This window comes from Micromonospora halotolerans (genome assembly GCF_032108445.1).
Lineage (GTDB): Bacteria > Actinomycetota > Actinomycetes > Mycobacteriales > Micromonosporaceae > Micromonospora > Micromonospora halotolerans.
This window is the reverse complement of record NZ_CP134876.1, coordinates 1,207,752-1,227,541: the sequence shown is the minus strand read 5'-3', so window position 1 is coordinate 1,227,541 and position 19,790 is coordinate 1,207,752. Positions and strand designations below refer to the sequence as shown.

Here is a 19,790-nt window from a genome sequence, read left to right as displayed (position 1 = left end):
GAGCGGGCCGCCCGACCGGTGCCGTTCCGAGGAACCGGCCGGGCGCCGGGCGGTCAGTCGACCAGGGCCGAGTAGACGAGCTGGCGCAGCTGGGGGCGGAGCGGATAGGTGCTCGACGGCATGAGCTGGGTGAAGAGCAGCGCCGTGACCTCCTCCACCGGGTCCACCCAGAAGGCGGTGCTGGCCAGGCCGCCCCAGTAGTACTCGCCCACGCTGCTCGGCACCCGCGACGGCACCGGGTCGAGCACCACGGCGAAGCCGAGCCCGAAGCCGACTCCGTCGAGGATCGTCTCGGCGAAGCCCTCCGGCGAGAACGAGGCCAGGTCCCGGTTGCCGGGGAGGTGGTTGCGGGTCATGAAGCGCACCGTGCGGGGGCCGAGCAGGCGGACCCCGTCCAGTTCGCCGCCGCGCAGCAGGAACTGGGTGAACCGGTGGTAGTCGGCGGCCGTGGAGACGAGCCCGCCGCCGCCGGAGAGGCACTCCGGCGCGCGGAGCGCGTAGCGGCCGATCGCCTCGGCGCGGACCGCCTGACCGGTGGCCGGGTGCGGCGCGTAGAGCGCGGCGAGGCGCTTGGCGTCCGGCTCGTCGACCCACCAGCGGGTGTCGGTCATGCCCAGCGGACGGAAGATCCGCTCGGTGAAGAACGCGTCCAGCGACTGCCCGGAGACCACCTCGACCAGCCGGCCCAGCACGTCGGTGGAGACCCCGTAGTTCCAGCTGGTGCCCGGCTGGAAGAGCAGCGGCAGCCGGGCCATCCCGCGGGTCGCCTCGGCCAGGTCGGCCCCGGCCGGCACGCCCAGGTCGAAGCCCGCCGCCCGGTAGAGGCCGTCGACCACGTTGACCTGGGCGAAGCCGTAGGTCAGGCCGGCGGTGTGGGTGAGCAGGTGCCACACCCGGACCGGCTCGACCGCCGGCACCGTGTACGGCTTGAGCACCGAGCCCCGGTCGTAGACCCGCACGTCGGCGAACTCCGGCAGCCAGCGGCTGATCGGGTCGTTCAGCTCGAACCGGCCCTCCTCCCAGAGCATCATGGCGGCGACCGAGGTGATCGGCTTGGTCATCGAGTAGATGCGCCAGAGGGTGTCCGGCTCGACCGGCGCGCCGGCCTCCCGGTCCCGCAGCCCGTAGGTGGCGGAGTGGGCGATCTCGCCCCGGCGGGTCACCACGATCTGCCAGCCGGCGAGCCGGCCGTCGTCGACGTACCTGCCGAAGTGCTCGTCGATCCGCGCCAGCCGGGCGGGGTCGAAGCCGATGCGGTCCGGGTCGGTGCTCACTGCGACGCTCACGACGCCGAACCTACCGGCCGGTACGGCGAGCGGGAAGTGTCGGCCCGACACACTAGTCTCGGGCGCATGCCGGAAGCCGCCGAGGACGTCACCTACCGCCACCAGGACTGGTACGCCGAGGAACTGGTCGACCGGCACTTCGTCCGGTGCGAGTTCTTCCACGTCGACCTCACCGAGGCGGTCAGCCAGGGCGCCACCTTCACCGAGTGCGTCTTCGGCAACGTGGCCCTCAACTCCTCCCGGCACACCGACTCGGCCTTCACCCGCTGCACCTTCAAGCGGTGCAACCTCTTCGAGGCCGAGTTCACCGGCTGCAAGCTGGTCGGCAGCAGCTTCGAGCAGTGCGACCTGCGGCCGCTGCGGGTCGACGGCGGCGACTGGTCCTTCGTCGCCCTGCCCGGCGCCGACCTGCGCGGCGTACGCATCACCGACGCCCGCCTGCGCGAGGCCGACCTGACCGGCGCCGACCTGACCGGCGCGGTGCTCACCGGCCTCGACCTGTCCGGCGCCCAGTTGCACGCCGCCAAGCTGATCCGGGCCGACCTGCGTGGCAGCGACCTGACCGCGCTCGACCCGACGGCGGTCGAGCGGGCCGGCGCGATCGTCGACGCCGAGCAGGCCCTCGTGCTGGCGCAGGCGCTGGGTTTCGAGATCCGCTGATCGGCGCGGAAAGGCGCCGCGGGTTGTCAGGTATTCCGGGCAGGCTGGCCGCATGACATGGTGGTCCGACCTGGTGGCGTCCGAACCCGACTTCGCGGCGCGGGTGCGCGCCCGCTTCGCGGTCCGCAAGCACGGCACGATGGCAACCCTGCGGCGGGACGGCTCGCCGCGCATCAGCGGCACGGAGTTCGACTTCGCCGACGACGGGCAGCTCCGCCTCGGCAGCATGGCCGGCGCGCTGAAGGCCCTCGACCTGCGCCGCGACCCGCGGGTGGCGCTGCACAGCCCGACCGAGGACACCCGGAGGACGACCCGACCGCCTGGGGCGGGGACGCGAAGATCGCCGGGCGGGCGCACGAGGAGCCGGCGGGCGAGGACGGCTCCCACCTGTTCCGCATCGAGGTGACCGAGGTGGTGCTCACCCGGGTCGGTGTTCCGCCGGACCATCTGGTGATCGAGAGCTGGCACCCCGACCTCGGCCTGCGGCGGCGCGAGCGGCGCTGACCCAGCGCTGTCGGGAAGGTGCCTCCTCCGGTCGACGGCTTCTCGAAGATCGAGGTCTGTGCCATCCTCCCTGCGGCGGGCCACGAGGACGGCCGCCGACGCCGGTGGCCGAGGGAGGGGTCGGTGGCTGAGGACGACGAACTCACGCAGACCGGTATCCGGGTCGGGGGCTGGCTGCCTGCCGTACCGGCCGAGCGGGCCCGCGCGGCGCAGCCGCCGCCCGCGCCACGCCGGCTGCCCGGCGACCCCGACGCCCCGCTGGCCGGGCCCGCCGACCCGCTGGCCGGACCCGACGCCCCGCCGGTCGCCGAGCGGCCGGCCCTCGGCGAACCGGACGCGCCGCCGCCGGTGGAGTCCAGACCCGCCGCGCCGGTGCGGCACTCTGCCCCGGAGGGCGTCACGGTCCGGCTCGCCGGGCTGGTCGGCCCGGCCGCCGCCAAGGTCCGCGCCGCCGTTGGCGTCGCGCCCGACCGGCCCACCCGGGTCGGGGTGGCCCGCGCCCGGCGGCGCCGGCGGCGGATGATCCTCGCGGGGGCGGCGCTGACCGCGCTGGTGCTGGTGCTGGCGTACGCCGGTCGAGGCGCGGAACCGGACGTCCGCCCGACCGTGCCGGCGGCCGCGCCCACCGCCCCGGCTCCGACCGCCGCGCCGCCCACCGTGGTGCCGGTGACCGGGAACCCGGCCCTGCCCGGCGGGCCGCTGCTGAACCTCGACCAGGAGCCGGTGCCGCCGTCGGTGTCGCTGACCGTGCTCGGCAGCCGGGACTGGCTGCACTGGGGCGGCACCGGCGCGGCGAGCGTCCAGCGCAAGCAGCGCGGCACCGGTGAGATCGGCGAGCTCGGCGGCGACCGCCTGGAGCACAACGCCGGCGCCGCCGCTCTCACCTGGACGGACGGCACGCCGACGGCCCGGCAGGACGGGACCCGGTCCGGAGTCTTCCAACGTGGCGCGGGAAAGAGCTTCGCGCTGAGCGTGGCCGGCAGCGGCGACCTGCGGACCGTCCGGCTCTTCGTCGGCGCGTTCTCGGCCGGTGCCCGGCTCGATGTGCGGCTCTCCGGCGGCGGCGACCCGGCCGTCCGTGAGGTCGCCCTCGCGGCCGGCGACCGCTTCTTCCAGTACGTCGTCCACTTCCGCGCGCCACGCGGCCAGCGGCTGCTGATCACCTGGCGGGCGCTCACCGTGGTGGGCGGGGAGAACGACGGGGTGACGGTGGAGGCCGTCACGGTGAGTTGAGCCGCCGTCGCTACCGATTGGTAACGAAGTGGAAACTGCCCCCCGCCGACATATGGCGCACCGCCGCCCATGATGGAAACGTGAACCGGCGGCCGGAGCGCGGCGGTGAGCGGAGGTTCGGTGGGGCAGCAGGACCACGGTCGGGTCGGTGACCGGACGTCGTACCCGCACGGGCAGACGCGGTCGGCGCTCCGCCGGCTCGCCCGGGCCCGGCAACGGCGGCGCTGGCTGCTGGAGGCGCTGGCCGCGTTCGCCTGCCTGGCCGCACTGGTGGCCTACCTCGGCACCGAGCGGCACGACACGCCCCGCGAGGAGAGCGCCGTGCTGCCCGTCGCGCCGACCGGCCGACCCGTGCTGCCGCCTCCGGGCGGCACGCAGCCCGGGGCCGTCACGCCCGGGCTGCGCCCCCGCCAGCGCCCACCCTCGCCCAGCCCGTCGTCGTCCACACCCGCGGTGCCGCCCACGCTGACCGTGAGCCAGTCCGACGTGCCCGCGCGGGTCGACCTCAGCGCGGTGGGCGCGGTCGACTGGGTCCAGTGGGGACACCTCGGCGCCCGGACGCCGGTGCGCAAGCGGCACGGCTCCGGCGACATCCGCGACGAGGGCGGCCGGGGCCGCCGGCAGAGCTACAGCAACAACCCCGAGGCGTACGCCTGGCGCGACGGCGCCCCGGTCGGCTCGGTGGACGGCACCATGTCCGGCGTGTACACCTGCGACCGGGGCAGCGGCTTCACGCTGGCCGTGGCCGCCGACGGCCAGCCCCGCACCGTGCACCTCTACGCCGGGCTGTGGATGGCCCGCGCCCGCCTCGACCTGCGGATCTCCGGCGGCGGGCCGGCCAGCACGGTCCGCCTGGAGGACCCGCACACCGTGCGGACCGCCGACTTCACCATCCGGTTCCGCGCCCCGGCGGGCGCGAAGCTGCTGATGAGCTGGACGGTCGAGGAGTCCCTGGGGGACTGCGGCAACGTCAGCCTCCAGGCGGTCGCGCTGCGCTGACCGCGATCGTCCGGTGCCCGGGGCCGGCCGGGAGTAGCGTGGGCCCGGCGGGCCGACCGACGATCCGGGAGGGACACCGATGCCCACGAGCGAGCAGGTGCTGGACAGCCCCGAGGGCTGGGTGGCCGAGCACATCCGGCGATACGTGGAGACCGGCGGCGCGGAGGGCCACGAGTGGCGTCCCGGCGTCTTCACCCTGCTGCTGACCACGCGTGGCCGGCGCTCCGGCAAGCTGCGCCGCACCGCGCTGATCTACGGCCGGGACGGCGACGCCTACCTGGTGGTGGGCTCGCAGGGCGGCGCGCCGCAGCACCCCGCCTGGTACCTCAACCTGCTCGCCGATCCCGAGGCGCAGGTGCAGGTCGGGCCGGACACCTTCGCGGTCCGGGCGCGCACCGCGACGGCGGAGGAGAAGCCGCGGATGTGGCGCACCATGACGGCCGTCTGGCCGGCGTACGACGAGTACCAGACGAAGACCGACCGGGAGATCCCGGTGGTGGTGCTGGAACGCCTCTGACGCCCACGCGGGGAGGTGCGGGAGCGACCCGGACGCGGGGACAGTTTGTCCGTCGCGGCCGGCGTGGGACGCCGTAGGTTTCCGCTGTTCCCGTCCGACCATCCGCTGTGGAGGCTCGACCGATGAGCAGCAGTGCCCGCGTCGTCCGTTCCCTTGCGCCGTCCGACGGCGACGTGTTGCGGGAGATCCCGCTGCCGCCGTACGTGACCGGCGAGGACGCCCAGTTCGCGGTGCGGGCGGTGGTGGTGCACGCGCCACGGCGGTGGTCCGGCGGGACGATCTGCCGTAACGACGCCAGCCCGCACCCGTGCCGGCTGCACCGCTGGGGTCGACAGGTGCTCACGCTGCGCGGCCTGCCGCCCGCCGAGATCGACGCGCTCATCGAGCGCGGCGACCCCGGCGCCGAGCCGGGTCCGCCCCGGCCCGGCGCCTGAGCGGGTCAGCAGACCGCCGGCTTCACCCAGGAGCACTCCAGGCCCTCGGGCACCCGGGGCGACTCCGGCGCCGTCGGCACCGCCACCCGCGCCGTGGTGGTCGCCTTCGCGGTGTACGAGGCCAGCGCGATGGCGATCTGGTCCTCCAACCCCTTGACCGACGAGGTCAGGTAGTTGTTGAGCACGACGGAGAAGGCCAGCACGTGCCCGTCGGCGTCGGTGGCGTAGCCGGACAGGCTCGACGCCCCGGTCAGGCTGCCGGTCTTGGCGTGCACGTTGTTGGCGGCCGCGGTGCCGGCCATCCGGCTGCGCAGCGTGCCGCCGACGAACCGCTCCGGGTTGCCCGCCACCGGCAGGGCCGCGTACCAGGTGTCGAACCAGGGTTCGGCGCGGACCGCCGAGAGCAGCCCGACGAACTGGGCGGGCGGGATCATGTTGCGCCGGGACAGCCCGGAGCCGTCGCGCTGGCGCAGCGTCCCGGTGTCCATCCCGGAGTCACCGACGTACTCGCTGATCGCGGTCAACCCGGCGGCCCAGGTGCCGGAGCCGGAGAGCACCCGGCCTAGTTCCTTGGTGAGCACCTCGGCGTGGCCGTTGTTGGAGAGCTTGAGGAACGGCACCATGAGGTCGGCCAGCGGCATCGAGTCGTGCCGGGCGACCGGTGTGGCGTCGTCCGGGGTGGCCTGGCCGAGGACGGTCCGGCCGAGGACCCGCACCCCGTGCCGGCGCAGCGCCGACCGGAAGACGTCCGCGGCGTACCCGGTGGGTTCCCAGACCGTCATCCAGTCGCTCTCCTCGGCCTGGCCGACCGCGATCTGGCCGGTCACCACGATGGTGTTCCCACCGTGCTCGCGCTCGAAGGAGATCGTCGTCTCGCCGGTGGCGACCGTCTGGGCCCGGTTGTCGATGCGCAGCCAGTCGTTGGCCGGCGTCATGGTGACCTTCGGCCGGGCGCCGGCCTGGGCGCCCGGCGCCGCGTGCACGATCACCGTGCCGGCGTCGTAGTCGGTGTCCGGGGCGACGGTCAGCGCGGAGACCTGTGCCGCGTAGTAGTAGGACTCGTCGTCCCAGGTCCAGTCCGGGCCGAGGCGGGTCCGGTCGTAGCGGGTGTCGTCCGCGACCAGGTTGCCGGTCACCACCCGTACGCCCGCCGCGGCCACCTGGGCGGCGAGCCGGTCGTAGTCCTCGGCCAGCATGGTCGGGTCGCCCCCGCCGCGCAGGTAGAGGTTGCCGGAGAGCAGTCCGGCCCGGCGGACCCCGTCGCCGGCCACGTCGGTGCTGAAGCGGTGCCCGGGGCCGAGCAGTTCCATGGCCGCCGTCGAGGTGAGCAGCTTGGTGTTCGAGGCGGGGACCAGCCGCCGGTCCCCGTTGCGGTCGTAGAGGGTCTCCCCGGTGGTGGTGTCGACGACGACCACGCCCGCCTGGGCCCCGGCCAGCCGGGAGTCGGCGAGGATCGCGTCGATGGTCGCGTGCAGCCGGGTCTGCGCGGGGGTGGGCGCTTCGGCCGTGGCGGTGGACGCACCGGCGGTGGCCGCGGTGGCGACCAGCGCCAGCACCGCGAGCGCCCGGGGGAAGAGACGACGATGCATGTGTCGATGCTGCCAAGGAGCTGTCCTCCAGAGAAGACTCCACGGCGAAAGTTATTGACGAACCCGGTTGGTTACCCGCCGGACGGGCGAAGAAACATTCCCGGCCGCCGTCCCCGCCCGCCCGGTGTCGACTGACCGGGCTCTATTTGACGGATGCCCGGGCAGGGGGCACCGTAGGCCGTGAGGGGCGTTCGACCTGCCCTGGTTTGCACGGCGAAGCCTGATTCGCCTTCCCGGGGTCCCGACCGGCCACGCGGGCGCCGCATCGAGGCCGCCCACGATTCCCGAAGCAGACACGAGGAGTTCCGCCATGCTGACCATGACCGACAACGCCGTAATGGTGATCCGCGACCTGGCCAACCAGCAGGACGTCGCCGAGGAGGGCGGCCTGCGGATCGCCGCCGACACCGACGCGGGCTCGCTCTCCATCGAGCTGGTCGAGCAGCCGGCCCAGGGCGACAAGGTGATCGACGACCAGGGGGCCCGCATCTTCCTCGACGCCGACGCCGCCGAGCTGCTCAACGACACCTCCGTGGACGCCACCGTCGACGACGAGGGCGTCGTGCAGTTCGGCTTCACCGACAAGGAGTGACTCAGCCGGCGCGGCGGGTCTCACCACCGCGCTGCGGCCGGCCGGCGCGCCCCCGCTCGGGGACGTCCTGGTCGGCCCGCCACGGCACGCCCCGCTGCTCCCGCTCCGGGCGGAGCAGCGTGGCCAGCACGTGCGCCAGGTGGTGTGAGGTGCTCCAGGCGATCCAGTTCGCGGGCGAGCCGGCGCCCGCGCCGCGCCGGGCCCGGCGCACGATCTCGTGGTCGCCCCACGAGAAGCTCGCGCCCGCGGCCGGCCAGTGCGGGGCCGCCACGAGCGTGCGGCACAGGTCGGCAAAACGGTCGTCGCCCCGGCCGCCCCGGCGCGACCACCGGTAGACCCACCACGCCCCGCTCGTGGTGTAGCGCAGTGTCGGCAGCCGGTCGCCGGGCCCGTCCGCCCCGGGCACCGCGCAGCCCACGCCGTAGTCGCCGTAGCCCACCCCGAGGTCGGCCAGGCGCTGCCAGAGCTGCCAGTCGAAGCGGTCCAGGCGTACCGGCTCGTCGGTCGGGAGCCGGGCGAGCGTCGGCGGCATCCCGCCGGCCGCCACCGTCACCGAGCGCCAGGCGTGCCGCCGGGCCCACTCCACGAGCCGCCCGAGCCGGGGCTCGGCCACCCGGACGTCGGCCGGGCAGCACACGTCCCCCGCGTCGACGAGCAGGTCGCACTGCTCCGGCACCAGCCGCGCCAGCCGCCACACGCGTTCCAGGGCGGCGGTGGTCGCGTCCGGCCCGGCCCGGTCCTGCCCGGTCCGCAGCCGGACCACGGCCCGCCGCGCGTACTCCCGGGCGGCCGCGCCGTGCGCCACCAACCGCCGGTCGCCCTCCGCGAGCCCGATCACCGGCACCAGCGGTACGCCCCAGCGGGCCAGCTCGCACTCCGCCGACTCCGGCAGCACCGAGACGTCGACGGCGGGAAGGAGCCCGGCCGGCAGCCGGCCGAGCAGGTCCACGGTGCACGGATCCACCGCGTGGACGTCGATGACCGGGGCGAGCAGCGGAGCGGTGGCGTCGTCGAGATGGGCCAGCGCCTCCAGCTCACCCCGGCGACCGGCCAGCACAGGGCGGTAGACCGGTTCCGCCGCCCGACCGCCGTGGGCGGGCACCATACTTCAATGTAGCGACCCGATCGCGTTCCGCCACAGGCTTTCCGGACCTCGTCGACAATCCATCCGTCCGGGTGACGGCCGGGCAGCCCGGGTCGGGCCGGGCGTACATACGCCCGGCCCGCCGTCCGGCACTCAGTCGTCGCCGTCCGACCGGTCGCCGCCGTGGTCGTCGGACCGGTCGCCGCCGTGGTCGTCGTCCCGGTCGCGCGTCCGGCTCCCGTCGGCCGTCCGCCGCTCGATCTCGACCACGGTGCCGTCAGCGCGGTCGACCTTGATCTCGTGGGTCGTCCCGCCGCGGACGACCTTCACACTCCACACCGGACGGGCGTGCTCGGTCTCCGCCTCGATTTCCACGATCCGGCCCCCGCCGACCAGATCCAGCGCCACCCTGCCGGCCTGCTGCCGGTCGACCGCGCCACGCGGCGACGGGTCCGGGGCACCGCGCGTGGGGGCGGTGCCGGCGGTCGCGGAGTCGTCCGCTCCGGGGTTGTCGTCGGCCCGGCCGGGGTTGTCGTCGACGGTCTTGGGGTTGTCGTCGGCGGTGCCGCCGACCGGGTCGGTGACGTCGGCGGTCACGGCGGCCGGCGCGGTGGCCGGATCCGACCCGTCGGCCGTGGTCACGCCGATCGCCGCGCCCGTGACCGCCAGCACCGCCGCCCCGCCGACCGCCGCCAGGACCAGGGAAGTTCGTCGCATCGTCTCCACCTCTCCTCGTTGTCTGCCGAGGATCGGTCCGGGACGGCTAGCGCCGCGCTACCGGAGGTCCAACGCCCGGTTAAGGCCGCGCCGGCCCGAGCTGGAGCGTCACCACGGCTCCGCCGCCGGGTCCGCCGCCCAGCTCCAGCCGGCCGCCGCTGGTCCGGGCGGCCCGGTCGGCGATGTCCAGGCCCAGCCCGGTCGACCCGGCCCGGCTGGCGCCCCGCCGGGCCGACCCGGCCGGCAGGCCCGGGCCGGCGTCCGCCACGGTCAGCGCCACCCGCCCGGCGTCCCGGCCGAGCCGGACGGTGAACGGCGTGCCGTCCGGCGTATGCGCGAACACGTTGCCGAGCAGCGCGTCCACGGCGGCGGCCAGCTCGTCACCGGCCACCCGTACCGGCAACGGCCCGGGTGCGAGGTCGAGCGTCAGGGTCCGCCCGGTGTCCTCCGCGAGCACCGACCAGAACGCCACCCGCTCGGCGACCACCGCGGCGGCGTCGCAGCCGCCGCCCTCGGCCGGCGTACTGCGCCAGCGCGCCTGCCGGATCACGCCGGTCACCGCCCGTTCCAGGCCGTCCGCGGCGCTGGTCAACCGGGCCGCGTCGTCCGGGTCGCGCAGCGACTCGGCCTCCAGGCGCAGCACGGTCAGCGGGGTGCGCAGCCGGTGCGACAGGTCGGCCACCTGCTCGCGCTCCTCGCGCAGCAGCACCTGGATCCGCTCGGCCAGGTGGTTCAGGGCGCCCGCGACCTCCCGCAGCTCGGCCGGCCCGGCCGGCTCGACCCGGGCGTCCAGCTCGGCGTTGGCGAGCCGGTGGGAGACCGCGCCCAGGTCGGCGATCGGCCGGACCAGGGTGCGGGCCAGCCGGTCGGCGACGGCCAGCCCCACCAGCACCAGGAGCACGCCGAGCAGCGCCAGCACGAGCCAGGCCCGGGTCACCCCGGCGGTCAGCTCGGCGCGGGGGACCACCGTGCGGATCACCGCGGTCCCGTCCGGCCGGCCCTGGACCGCGATGACCACCTCCCGGCCGGCGGCGGACTCGACGGTCAGGCTCTGCCCCCGCGCGGCGAGGGCCACCGCCGGGGTACGCGGCACCCGCACGCCGAGCACGGTGCCGTCCGGCAGGAACACGCTCACCTCGCGCCCCGAGTCGGCGGCAAGATGGTCGACGGTCAGCCGGACGGTGCCCGGGTCGGCCGTGCCGACCACCGCCACCAGGCCCTGCGCGTCGGCGGCGGCCCGGACCGTCGCCCGGTCCGCGGCGACGGTGCGCACCAGCACGGCCAGCGGCACCAGGAACGCGACCATGACGAGCACCCCGACGGCGGCGACCAGCAGCGCGAGCCGGCCCCTCACCGGCTGCTACCCGGCGGGTCCAGCCGCACCCCGACGCCCCGGACGGTGTGCAGGTAGCGCGGTTCCTGGGCGCTCTCGCCGAGCTTGCGCCGCAGCCAGGACAGGTGCACGTCGACGGTCTTGTCGGCCCCGCCGTACGGGATCCGCCAGACCTCGGTGAGCAGCTCGCGCTTGGTGACCACCTGCCCGGGCCGGCCGGCGAGGTGGTGCAGCAGGTCGAACTCGCGGGGCGTCAGCTCGACCGGCGCCCCGTCCAGCGTGACCTGCCGGGACCGCGGGTCGATCCGCAGCCCACCGACCACGAGCACCGGGTCCGTCCCGGCGTCGGCGGTCGAGCGGCGCAGCACGGCCCGCACCCGGGCGTCGAGCTGGGCCGCGGTGAAGGGCTTCACCAGGTAGTCGTCGGCGCCCGCGTCGAGCATCCGGACGATCTCGGCCTCGTCGTCGCGGGCGGTCGCCACGATGACCGGCACTGAGCTGACCGCGCGCAGCATCCGCAGCAGCTCGCCGCCGTCCAGATCGGGCAGTCCCAGATCGAGCACGACGAGGTCGGGCCGGTCGTCCAGCGCGTCGCGCAGCCCGTCCAGCGCGGTCGAGGCGGCGGCGACCGCGTGCCCGCGCTCGCGCAGGGCCCGGAGCAGCGTGGCGCGGATGGTCAGGTCGTCCTCGATGAGCAGCAGCCGGGCCACGCTTGGCAGGCTAGTCGCTCGGGCCGCCCGGATCCGCCCTCGTTAACCCGGCCTTAGCGTTCCCCGAAGCCCCGCACAACCCGGGATCGGGGAGACTCGGGGCATGGGCCGTCGTCCGATCCTCGCCGCCGCCGGGTGGCTGGCCACCACCGCCGCCGCCACCCTCGTCGGGCTGGCCGCGGTCCAACTGGTCGGCAGCGGCATCACCGGCACCCCGGGAGGCGTACGCGACCCGCGGGAGGTGGCCCGTGCGCTCGCCTCGCCCGCGCCGGTGGCCACGACGCCGGGCACGGGCCCTGCGGCGGGCCCGACGCCGACGGCCACCGCGGCGGACCGCCCGCCGGCAACGAGCGGAACCGCGCGCACCTTCCGCACGACCGGAGGGACGGCGCTCGCCGAGTGCGTGCCGGACGGGGTGCGGCTGGTGTCGTGGTCCCCGGCGCAGGGCTACCGGGTGAAGGACGTCGACCGGGGGCCGGACGACCGCGTCGAGGTGCGCTTCGTCGGCCCCGAGGGGGAGCACGAACTGCGCCTGCGCTGCCGTGGCTCCGAGCCGGTCGTCACCCCGGACGACTGATGTTTTCCCAGCTCAGAGGGGTTAACTGTCCTTGATCGGACAGTGCCGTCGCTGGTTGGTGGACGGTGGGCCGACATAGCTTCGGGAGCATGTCGCCTCCGCACCGGCGGCAGGAAGGACCCCCATGTCCAGCTCCAGATCGAGGCGGGGCGCGGCCGGCCAACCCGCCGCCGACATGGCGGAGATCGCCCGTGCCGACAGCGAGATCAACTCCTGCACGCCGGTCGGCCTGCCGGCCACCGCCCGCGTGCTGTTCGCCGTGGTCGACGCGAACGGCACCCTGATCCGGGGGCTCGGCGCCACGTCGGCCACCCGGCTGGCCACCGGGATGTACCAGGTCGGCTTCGACCAGGACATCGTCGGCGCCGCGTACATCGGCACGGTGGGCCTGATCGCCCCGGGCGGGCTGGCCCCGCAGGGTGCGATCACCGTGGCGCCCCGAACCGGCATCCCCAACGCGGTCTTCGTCGAGACGTACGCCGCGAGCGGCCACACCGACCGCCCGTTCCACCTGGCCGTTCTCGCCTGACCTGTCGCAGCATCGCGGTGCGTTCCCACCGCCTGCGGCCCGAACTCGGCGGGGCTGATGCTGGCCGGGTGCTGCTGGACGGAACTGACGCGCAGACGAGCGCACGGCGCCGCCCGACCTGGGTCGTAACGTCGCCGCGCTCTGGCCGTCTCCCACCACCGCAGCCGTACGGCGGTACGAAAGCGGGGACCTGGCTCGACCGGCAAGTCGTGCACCGGTCTCGTGAGCGCAGATGCCCGTCCAGAGGGGATCCAAACCCCGCGCGGGTGGGGAATTCCACCATTTGCGAGTCCCGGCGTGAGCGGCGCGGGGACCGGGTATGAGCGGGCCATGGAGCATTTCACGATCGCGACCGTCGCCGAGAAGAGCCCCGACTTCCGCCGCGTGCTGTGGACCGGCCAGCACACCCAGTTGGTGATCATGACGATCCCGGCGGGTGGGGAGATCGGCGAGGAGGTCCACGAGGACATCGACCAGATCCTGACCTTCGTGAGCGGCACGGGGGAGGCGCGGGTGGCCGGGGAGAAGAAGGAGGTCGTGGCGGGCGACCTCGTGGTCGTGCCGGCCGGCACGAAGCACAACTTCGTCAACACCGGCCCCAACCCGCTCGTGCTGTACACGGTGTACGGGCCGCCGGAGCACGCCGACGGGGCGGTGCACCGGACCAAGGAGGAGGCCGACGCGGCCGAGGAGGCCGGCGAGGACGAGCCGCCCACCTCCTGACGCCGCCCCGCTCCCCGCGCTCCACCACCGCGTCGTGGTGGAGCGCGAGCGGCGTGAGCTGCAACATTCCTGCACATCGCAGCCATTGACGCTGATCTCTGCGCGGGCCTAGCCTGCTGGTACGGGAAAGCCCTTTCCTGGGCCTCGTCACCCCGCTACCGGAGTCCGGGCCTCCGGCGGGGCGCACCGACCGTCGCGACCGCGGCCAGGCGTCGGCCCTCCAGCCGTGGCGGTCCACCACCACGTGCCTCAAGGAGGACCACCGTGCAGACCTCACGTGCCAGGCTCCGACGCCCGCTGCTGCTCGCGGCGTGCGCCGGAGCCACCGTGGCGGCGCTCGCCGCCGGGACGATGACGTCGGCCTTCGCCGCCGCCGTCTTCTCCGAAACCTTCTCCGACGGCGACGCCGCCGGCTGGTCCAAGTCCGGCGGGACCTGGGCCGTCGCCGACGGCGCGTTCACCCAGTCCAGCACGTCCAGCGAGCTGGCCCGCCAGTTCGCCGGCCAGACCGCCTGGACCGACTACCAGGTGCAGGCCCGGGTGCGGCCCACCGGATTCGGTTCGTCCGGCGCCCTGGTCGGGATCGCGGCCCGGGCCAGCAGCAGCACGAAGATGTACCGGCTCGCGCTGCTCGGCTCGGGCCGGGCCGAACTCCAGGCGGTCAACGGCAGCCAGATCACCTCGCTCGGCTCGGCGGCGGTCGGCGCGGCCACCGGCACCTGGTACACCCTGAGGATCGAGGCCAGCGGCAGCACCATCCGCGGCTACGTCAACGGCGCCCAGGTCGGCGGCGGCAGCAACAGCCTCGTGGGCGCCGGCCGGATCGGCCTGGTCACCGCGTACGCGGCCGGCAGCTTCGACGACGTCGCGGTGGACTCCTCGGTCAGCACCCCGACCACGCCGCCGACCAGCACCCCGCCCGGCTCGCCCACCCCGACCCCCACCGGCACGGCGCCGCCGCCGGCCTCGTGGCCCACGCCCACCGCCAGCGTCAAGGTGGACGCCACCATCCCGGTCTCCGGCACCTTCGACGGCGGGATGAAGCGCTACTACGGCATCGGCGACGGCGGGCAGTCGGAGAGCCAGGACCCGATGTTCGAGCTGGCCGCCGGCGCCACCCTGCGCAACGTGATCATCGGTGCGCCGGCCGGCGACGGCGTGCACTGTGAGGGCGACTGCACGCTGCTCAACGTCTGGTGGGAGGACGTCGGCGAGGACGCGGCCACCTTCCGCGGCGGCACCACCTACACCGTCGACGGCGGGGGCGCCCGGTCGGCCAGCGACAAGGTGTTCCAGCACAACGGCCCCGGCACCGTCCACATCCGCAACTTCCGGGTGGAGAGCTCCGGCAAGCTCTACCGGGCGTGCGGCAACTGCTCCACCTCCTACCAGCGCCACGTGGTGATGGACAACGTCACCGCCACCGGCACCAAGGTGCTGGCCGGCATCAACACCAACTGGGGCGACACGGCCCGGTTCAGCCGCATCACCATCCTCAACGACCCGAACCGCTCCACCCGGATCTGCGTCAAGTACCAGGGCGTGCCGAAGGGCAGCGAGCCGAAGGAGATCGGCGAGGGCGCCGACGGGGTGAACTGCCTCTACTCCGCCGGCGACATCACCTACCGGTAGGCCGGTCCGGCGCGGGCGCCCCGCCGCCGGGGCGCCCGCGTCACACCGTCGGCACGTCCGAGACGTCCACCGTCTCCGGGTACTTGATGCCGGCGCCGGTGTTCAACACCACCACCCGCTCGCCGGGGCGGATCCAGCCACCGGCCCGCAGCTGCCGGGCGGCGGTCAGGCAGGCCGCGCCCTCGGGGCAGAGCAACAGCCCCTCCCGGGCGGCGAAGTCACGCAGGTCGGCGAGGATCTCCGCGTCGTCCACGGCGATCGCGGTGCCGCTGCTCTCCCGCAGCGCGGCCAGGATCAGCTCGTCGCCGAGCGGGGCCGGCACGGTGATGCCGAACGCCAGGGTCTGCGCGTCCGCCCACGGGGTCGCCCGGGGCTCACCGGCCGCGAACGCCCGGACGATCGGCGCGCAGCCGGTGGACTGCACGGCGACCAGGCGGGGCAGGCGGTCCTCCACCCACCCCAGCTCGCGCAGCTCGTGCAGCGCCTTGTGGATGCCGATCAGCCCGACGCCGCCCCCGGTCGGATAGATGATCACGTCGGGCACCTGCCAGCCGAGCTGCTCGACGATCTCGTACCCCATGGTCTTCTTGCCCTCGAGGCGGTACGGCTCGCGCAGCGTGCCGGCGTCGAAGATCCGCCCGCCCGACTCGGCGACCAGCCTCGCCACCCACCGGCCGGCGTCGCTGATCAGGCCGTCCACGAGCCGCAGGTCCGCCCCGGCGGCGACGCACTCCCGACGGCAGATGGTGGGCGCGTCGAGCGGCATGGCGATGGTCGCGCCCATCCCGGCCCGGGCCGCGTACGTCGCCCACGCCGCCCCGGCGTTGCCGTTGGTCGGCATGGCGATCCGCTCGACGCCCAGCTCCCGGGCCCGGCTCACCCCGACCGCCGCGCCCCGGGCCTTGAACGACCCGGTCGGGGTCAGTCCCTCGTCCTTCACGATCAGGTCCGGAATCCCGATCTCGTGCCCGTACGCCGGCGCGCGCAGCAGCGGCGTCCAGCCCTCGCCCAGCGTGGTGACGAAGCGGGGATCGGCCACCGGCAGCAGCTCCCGGTAGCGCCACAGGTCGGCCGGGCGCAGCCCGAACTGCTCGGGGGTGACCGCCGCGGCCACGGCGGCCAGGTCGTAGCGGGCCAGCAGCGGGGAACCGCACCCGCACAGGTTCTGCAGCTTGTCGGCCGGATGCCGCTCGCCGCAGCGCGGGCACTCCAGGTGCGTCAGGTGCACGAGGCTCCTCAGCTCGGGTCGAGGCTCAGCCAGTGCCGGCTGCGCCGACCCGGCTCGTAGGGGGAGTCGAGGCGCTTGGCCACCACCCCCGGGAGCCCCTGTTCGCGGGCGGTCCGCAGGGCGTCGGCGCCGACCCCCGGGAACCACGGCGGAGTCTGCCAGTGCGGGCCGGTCAGCGCCAGACCGTCGAGCAGTTCCCGGCGCTGCGCGTACGGCACGTCGAGGCTGGTCACGCCCTCCAGCCAGAGCAGGTCGACGGCGAGGAACTGCCCGTCGCGCTTCGTCGGTGGCTTCACCCGCCCGCCCGGGTCGATCCGGACCAGCACGCCGTCCAGCACCGCCTCGACCGGGGCCAGCTCCTCGGCCATCGCCCGCAGCCACGGGTACGCCCCGGTGACCTCCTCGTCCGAGGGGTCGAGCAGCCGGAGCCGGCCGCCGGAGACGTACGCCATCGCCCGCACCCCGTCCCAGCGCAGCTCGTACCCCCAGGCGGCCTCGTCCTTCGGCAGCCCCTTGCCCGGGGTGGTGTGCATCGGCCGGACCAGCTCGGGCATCGGCGTCCAGCCCTCCGGCGGCGGGTCGGTGCGGCGGACCATCCAGTCCCGCCCCCGGCCACCGGTGGCGAAGAGCACGTACCGCCCCTTCGTCCGCCGGCCGTCGAGGACCACGATCACCTCGTCGTCGCGCCACTTCTCCACGCGGTAGGTGCCGGTGTCGTGGACGGTCATCCTCCCGCCGCCGTACTCGCCGGCCGGGATCTCGCCGTGGAAGGTGAGGTACTCCATCGGGTGGTCCTCGGTGTGCACGGCCAGGTGGTTGCGGCCCGGGTCGCGGGGCAGCCCCCGCGGCACCGCCCACGAGGCCAGCACGCCGTCGTGCTCCAGCCGCAGGTCCCAGTGCAGGCTCCGGGCGTGGTGCTGCTGGATGACGAACCGGGGCTTGCGCCGCGCGGCCCGCTTCCGCTCCGGGGTCTCTTCCGGCACCGGCTCCGGGGTACGCGCCGCGTCCCGTTTCCGCCGGTACTCCTCCAGCCGGTCAGCCACCCCCGCATTCTCCGGCAGGTTCGGCCTCATCGCCCGGTTCCGGCCTCTTCCGTCCCGTTCGGCCGCCGCGCGGCGCGTCGCCGGCATGGCGGCGGCGATCACGGGTAGAAGCGTCCGTATGGACCTCGACCAGCCCACCGTCCCGCTCACCGGCGACGTCCGGATGCCGCTGCTCGGCTTCGGCACCTGGCAGGCCACCGGCAACGCCGGTTACGACGCCGTGCTCGCCGCTCTCGACGCCGGCTACCGGCACATCGACACCGCCACGATGTACGGCAACGAGAAGGAGGTCGGCCGGGCCATCGCGGAGAGCGGGCTGCGCCGCGAGGATCTCTTCATCACCACGAAGCTGCCGCCCGACCGGGTGGGCCGGGAGCGGCAGACCATCGAGGCGAGCCTGGCCGCCCTGGACACCGACCACGTCGACCTGTGGCTGATCCACTGGCCGCCGTCCTCGCCCGGCGACAGCATCCCGGTGTGGCGCGAGATGCTCGCGGCCCGGGACGCGAACCTGGCCCGGGCCGTCGGGGTGAGCAACTACAGCATCAGCCAGATCGACGAGCTCATCCAGGCCACCGAGGAGACCCCGGCGGTCAACCAGATCCGCTGGAGCCCGTCCCTGTACGACCGGCAGGTGCACGCCGCCCACCGGGACCGCGGGGTGGTGCTGGAGGGGTACAGCCCGTTCAAGACCAGTGACCTCTCCGACCCGGTGCTGGTCCGGATCGCCCAGGCGCACGACGTCTCGCCGGCCCAGGTGGTGCTGCGCTGGCACATCGACCACGAGATCGTGGTCATCCCGAAGTCGGTCACCCCGGAGCGGATCCGGGTCAACGCCGACGTGTTCCGGTTCGCGCTCACCGCCGAGGAGATGCGCGACATCGACGCCCTCGGCTCGGCGTGAGGCGGGGCGCGGCCCGTGCGGACCGCGCCCCGGGATCAGGTGGGTGTCACGCTCTGGTGCAGGTGCTGCCGTTGAGGGTGAAGCTGCTCGGCGTGGAGAACCCGCCGCTCAGCGTCGCCTGGTAGCCGAAGCTGGTCGAGGCTCCGGGTGCCAGCGTGCCGTTGTAGCTCAGGTTCCGCGCGGTCACCGCGGACCCGCTCTGCGTCACGGTGGCGTTCCACGAGCCGGTGATGGTCTGCCCCGAGGGCAGGTTGTAGTTCAACGTCCAGCCGTTGACGGTGCTCGAGCCGGTGTTGGTGACCGTCACGTCGGCCGTGAAGCCGTTGTTCCACACGTTGGTGGCGTACCGCACCGAGCAGGCGACGTTGCCGGGCGGCGGCGGGGTGCTCGTCTGCGGCGGCGGGGTGGTGGCCGGCGGCGTGGTCGGCGTGCCGCCGCCGGTGTTGACGCTCTGCGAGAAGGAGTTGACCGCCAGGCCGACGCCGCCCTGCCACGGCTCGAAGCCGGCCTGGATGCTGGTCAGGTACCAGTCGCTGGTGATCGCGCCGCGGTTCTTCGTGTCGTTGATGAACGCCATGGCGTCGAAGCTCAGGCTCGTGATGGGGGACGGCGCCACGTACGAGATGACGTTGTTCGAGCCGTTGCTGCCCCGCCAGACCTCCCAGGTGCGGCCCGCGACGCTGGCGGTGCCGACCACGGAGCCGATCGGCTGGATCGGGCCCTGCCGGTTGAACCAGACCATGATCTCCATCTGGCTGACCCCGTCCTTCTTCGGCGTCGGGTCGAGCCAGATGTCGTAGGCGGCGTCGTAGACCGCGCCGCTGACGTAGTTGTAGCTGATGCTGCTCGGCGCGCTGCTGATGTTCTTCACCTGCACCGGCAGGTTGGTGCCGGGCGAGCAGTTGGTGTAGTGGCAGCCCACGAAGATCGACGGGTACGACACCGGAGCGCCGCTGGTGTTCCCCGTCCCGTCCTGCCGGGTGATGGAGAAGCCGGTGGAGGTCACGTTGATGCACTGCTGCGCGCTGGTGCCCCAGCGGTTGTTCTGCACGACGTACTTTCCGCCGATGGTGGTCGACCCGTACTGCTCGCAGATCTGGGTGTCGGCGGAGGCGGTGCCGCCGAGCGCGACGGCGACGATCGAGCCGGCGGCCAGCAGGCCGGCCGCGGCGAGGGCCCTCAGTGGACGCTTCATGATGCTCCGATTCGTGTCGGTGGGCGGTGCCGGGAGCGCTCCCACGTTTACGCCAACACATTTACATGTCTGAAACTCCGGCGCAACCGTTCGGACCGAGTTGCTCCCTCCGACCACGGTGCGTGATCCGGCCGTAGCTGCCTGCAGTGGGGGCCGGCGGTCGGGTCCCCCGGTCGGGGCGGGATTCCCGCCGGTGGGAGGGCTCCCGGCCGCTGACCGGGCGTCCACGCCAGGGCCGATGGGCACTTCCGCCGCTTGGTTGCGGCGAGTAATGTCTTGCCTCCAACGCGTTCCGAACCCC

Annotated in this window: 21 protein-coding genes; 12 read left to right on the top strand and 9 right to left on the bottom strand. The window is 74.3% G+C overall.

The window, feature by feature from the left end:
- Positions 1–53: 53 nt before the first annotated feature.
- Entirely contained in the window at positions 54–1,286 is a 1,233-nt protein-coding gene (locus RMN56_RS05670; protein ID WP_313722773.1) for a serine hydrolase domain-containing protein, read from the bottom strand.
- A 66-nt stretch (positions 1,287–1,352) separates the two neighbouring features.
- Here RMN56_RS05670 and RMN56_RS05665 point away from each other — a divergent pair, with 66 nt between their 5' ends.
- The 6 genes from RMN56_RS05665 to RMN56_RS05640 all read left to right on the top strand — a co-directional run bounded on the left by RMN56_RS05665 (position 1,353) and on the right by RMN56_RS05640 (position 5,633).
- Positions 1,353–1,946 carry a pentapeptide repeat-containing protein gene (locus RMN56_RS05665; protein WP_313722772.1) on the top strand — a complete coding sequence of 198 codons (594 nt, stop codon included), beginning with the start codon at positions 1,353–1,355 and terminating at the stop codon, positions 1,944–1,946.
- A 52-nt stretch (positions 1,947–1,998) separates the two neighbouring features.
- Positions 1,999–2,352: a pyridoxamine 5'-phosphate oxidase family protein gene (locus RMN56_RS05660; RefSeq protein ID WP_313722771.1), complete on the top strand. Its 354-nt coding sequence runs from the start codon at positions 1,999–2,001 to the stop codon at positions 2,350–2,352.
- A gap of 221 nt (positions 2,353–2,573) precedes the next feature.
- The gene (locus tag RMN56_RS05655) at positions 2,574–3,683 is read left to right on the top strand and encodes a hypothetical protein (RefSeq protein WP_313722770.1); all 1,110 of its coding nucleotides are present in this window, start codon (positions 2,574–2,576) and stop codon (positions 3,681–3,683) included.
- A 105-nt stretch (positions 3,684–3,788) separates the two neighbouring features.
- Positions 3,789–4,682 carry a hypothetical protein gene (locus RMN56_RS05650; RefSeq protein WP_313722769.1) on the top strand — a complete coding sequence of 298 codons (894 nt, stop codon included), beginning with the start codon at positions 3,789–3,791 and terminating at the stop codon, positions 4,680–4,682.
- 79 nt (positions 4,683–4,761) lie between these two features.
- The gene (locus RMN56_RS05645; protein WP_313722768.1) at positions 4,762–5,199 is read left to right on the top strand and encodes a nitroreductase family deazaflavin-dependent oxidoreductase; all 438 of its coding nucleotides are present in this window, start codon (positions 4,762–4,764) and stop codon (positions 5,197–5,199) included.
- 122 nt (positions 5,200–5,321) lie between these two features.
- On the top strand, positions 5,322–5,633 hold the full coding sequence (locus tag RMN56_RS05640; protein ID WP_313722767.1) for a hypothetical protein: 312 nt from the start codon (positions 5,322–5,324) through the stop codon (positions 5,631–5,633).
- Between the two features lie 5 nt (positions 5,634–5,638).
- On the opposite strand, the gene dacB is transcribed toward RMN56_RS05640, so the two are convergent.
- A complete protein-coding gene (dacB, locus tag RMN56_RS05635) occupies positions 5,639–7,222 on the bottom strand; it encodes a D-alanyl-D-alanine carboxypeptidase/D-alanyl-D-alanine endopeptidase (RefSeq protein ID WP_313722766.1) in 1,584 nt (527 codons plus the stop codon).
- Positions 7,223–7,532: 310 nt separating this feature from the next.
- Here dacB and RMN56_RS05630 point away from each other — a divergent pair, with 310 nt between their 5' ends.
- On the top strand, positions 7,533–7,814 hold the full coding sequence (locus RMN56_RS05630; RefSeq protein WP_313722765.1) for an iron-sulfur cluster biosynthesis family protein: 282 nt from the start codon (positions 7,533–7,535) through the stop codon (positions 7,812–7,814).
- A 1-nt stretch (position 7,815) separates the two neighbouring features.
- On the opposite strand, the gene RMN56_RS05625 is transcribed toward RMN56_RS05630, so the two are convergent.
- The 4 genes from RMN56_RS05625 to RMN56_RS05610 form a co-directional block, all read right to left on the bottom strand.
- The gene (locus tag RMN56_RS05625) at positions 7,816–8,919 is read right to left on the bottom strand and encodes a beta family protein (protein WP_313722764.1); all 1,104 of its coding nucleotides are present in this window, start codon (positions 8,917–8,919) and stop codon (positions 7,816–7,818) included.
- A 132-nt stretch (positions 8,920–9,051) separates the two neighbouring features.
- Positions 9,052–9,615, bottom strand: a complete 564-nt coding sequence (locus tag RMN56_RS05620; RefSeq protein WP_313722763.1) for a PepSY domain-containing protein — start codon at positions 9,613–9,615, stop codon at positions 9,052–9,054.
- A 79-nt stretch (positions 9,616–9,694) separates the two neighbouring features.
- A complete protein-coding gene (locus tag RMN56_RS05615) occupies positions 9,695–10,969 on the bottom strand; it encodes a HAMP domain-containing sensor histidine kinase (protein ID WP_313722762.1) in 1,275 nt (424 codons plus the stop codon).
- Positions 10,966–11,658: a response regulator transcription factor gene (locus RMN56_RS05610; RefSeq protein ID WP_313722761.1), complete on the bottom strand. Its 693-nt coding sequence runs from the start codon at positions 11,656–11,658 to the stop codon at positions 10,966–10,968. Before RMN56_RS05610 ends, RMN56_RS05615 begins: the two co-directional genes overlap by 4 nt.
- 103 nt (positions 11,659–11,761) lie before the next feature.
- Here RMN56_RS05610 and RMN56_RS05605 point away from each other — a divergent pair, with 103 nt between their 5' ends.
- The 4 genes from RMN56_RS05605 to RMN56_RS05590 all read left to right on the top strand — a co-directional run bounded on the left by RMN56_RS05605 (position 11,762) and on the right by RMN56_RS05590 (position 15,119).
- Positions 11,762–12,235, top strand: a complete 474-nt coding sequence (locus RMN56_RS05605) for a septum formation initiator (RefSeq protein ID WP_313722760.1) — start codon at positions 11,762–11,764, stop codon at positions 12,233–12,235.
- A 124-nt stretch (positions 12,236–12,359) separates the two neighbouring features.
- Positions 12,360–12,764, top strand: a complete 405-nt coding sequence (locus RMN56_RS05600; RefSeq protein ID WP_313722759.1) for a hypothetical protein — start codon at positions 12,360–12,362, stop codon at positions 12,762–12,764.
- Positions 12,765–13,094: 330 nt separating this feature from the next.
- Complete coding sequence (locus tag RMN56_RS05595) at positions 13,095–13,487, top strand: cupin domain-containing protein (protein ID WP_151463249.1); 393 nt, start codon at positions 13,095–13,097, stop codon at positions 13,485–13,487.
- A 264-nt stretch (positions 13,488–13,751) separates the two neighbouring features.
- On the top strand, positions 13,752–15,119 hold the full coding sequence (locus tag RMN56_RS05590) for a pectate lyase (RefSeq protein ID WP_313722758.1): 1,368 nt from the start codon (positions 13,752–13,754) through the stop codon (positions 15,117–15,119).
- Positions 15,120–15,159: 40 nt separating this feature from the next.
- Here RMN56_RS05590 and RMN56_RS05585 read toward each other — a convergent pair whose 3' ends face one another.
- Together RMN56_RS05585 and RMN56_RS05580 are read right to left on the bottom strand one after the other, a co-directional pair.
- Positions 15,160–16,347 (bottom strand): threonine synthase, encoded by a 1,188-nt coding sequence (locus tag RMN56_RS05585; protein ID WP_313722757.1) that lies wholly within the window; start codon positions 16,345–16,347, stop codon positions 15,160–15,162.
- 8 nt (positions 16,348–16,355) lie between these two features.
- Positions 16,356–17,390, bottom strand: a complete 1,035-nt coding sequence (locus tag RMN56_RS05580; RefSeq protein WP_313722756.1) for a DNA polymerase ligase N-terminal domain-containing protein — start codon at positions 17,388–17,390, stop codon at positions 16,356–16,358.
- A 118-nt stretch (positions 17,391–17,508) separates the two neighbouring features.
- Here RMN56_RS05580 and RMN56_RS05575 point away from each other — a divergent pair, with 118 nt between their 5' ends.
- Positions 17,509–18,294, top strand: coding sequence for an aldo/keto reductase (locus RMN56_RS05575; RefSeq protein ID WP_313722755.1), 786 nt, complete (start codon positions 17,509–17,511; stop codon positions 18,292–18,294).
- Positions 18,295–18,340: 46 nt separating this feature from the next.
- Here the strand turns inward: RMN56_RS05575 and RMN56_RS05570 are convergent, their stop codons facing one another.
- Positions 18,341–19,489, bottom strand: coding sequence for a glycoside hydrolase family 12 protein (locus RMN56_RS05570; protein WP_313722754.1), 1,149 nt, complete (start codon positions 19,487–19,489; stop codon positions 18,341–18,343).
- Positions 19,490–19,790 lie beyond the last annotated feature (301 nt).

Excerpts from the sequence above, each read along its gene's own strand:
- RMN56_RS05665 (WP_313722772.1), top strand. The coding sequence starts at position 1,353 with ATGCCGGAAGCCGCCGAGGACGTCACCTACCGCCACCAGGACTGGTAC.
- RMN56_RS05660 (WP_313722771.1), top strand. The coding sequence starts at position 1,999 with ATGACATGGTGGTCCGACCTGGTGGCGTCCGAACCCGACTTCGCGGCG.
- RMN56_RS05645 (WP_313722768.1), top strand. The coding sequence starts at position 4,762 with ATGCCCACGAGCGAGCAGGTGCTGGACAGCCCCGAGGGCTGGGTGGCC.
- RMN56_RS05640 (WP_313722767.1), top strand. The coding sequence starts at position 5,322 with ATGAGCAGCAGTGCCCGCGTCGTCCGTTCCCTTGCGCCGTCCGACGGC.
- dacB (WP_313722766.1), bottom strand. The coding sequence starts at position 7,222 with ATGCATCGTCGTCTCTTCCCCCGGGCGCTCGCGGTGCTGGCGCTGGTC.
- RMN56_RS05630 (WP_313722765.1), top strand. The coding sequence starts at position 7,533 with ATGCTGACCATGACCGACAACGCCGTAATGGTGATCCGCGACCTGGCC.
- RMN56_RS05625 (WP_313722764.1), bottom strand. The coding sequence starts at position 8,919 with ATGGTGCCCGCCCACGGCGGTCGGGCGGCGGAACCGGTCTACCGCCCT.
- RMN56_RS05620 (WP_313722763.1), bottom strand. The coding sequence starts at position 9,615 with ATGCGACGAACTTCCCTGGTCCTGGCGGCGGTCGGCGGGGCGGCGGTG.
- RMN56_RS05605 (WP_313722760.1), top strand. The coding sequence starts at position 11,762 with ATGGGCCGTCGTCCGATCCTCGCCGCCGCCGGGTGGCTGGCCACCACC.
- RMN56_RS05600 (WP_313722759.1), top strand. The coding sequence starts at position 12,360 with ATGTCCAGCTCCAGATCGAGGCGGGGCGCGGCCGGCCAACCCGCCGCC.
- RMN56_RS05595 (WP_151463249.1), top strand. The coding sequence starts at position 13,095 with ATGGAGCATTTCACGATCGCGACCGTCGCCGAGAAGAGCCCCGACTTC.
- RMN56_RS05575 (WP_313722755.1), top strand. The coding sequence starts at position 17,509 with ATGGACCTCGACCAGCCCACCGTCCCGCTCACCGGCGACGTCCGGATG.
- RMN56_RS05570 (WP_313722754.1), bottom strand. The coding sequence starts at position 19,489 with ATGAAGCGTCCACTGAGGGCCCTCGCCGCGGCCGGCCTGCTGGCCGCC.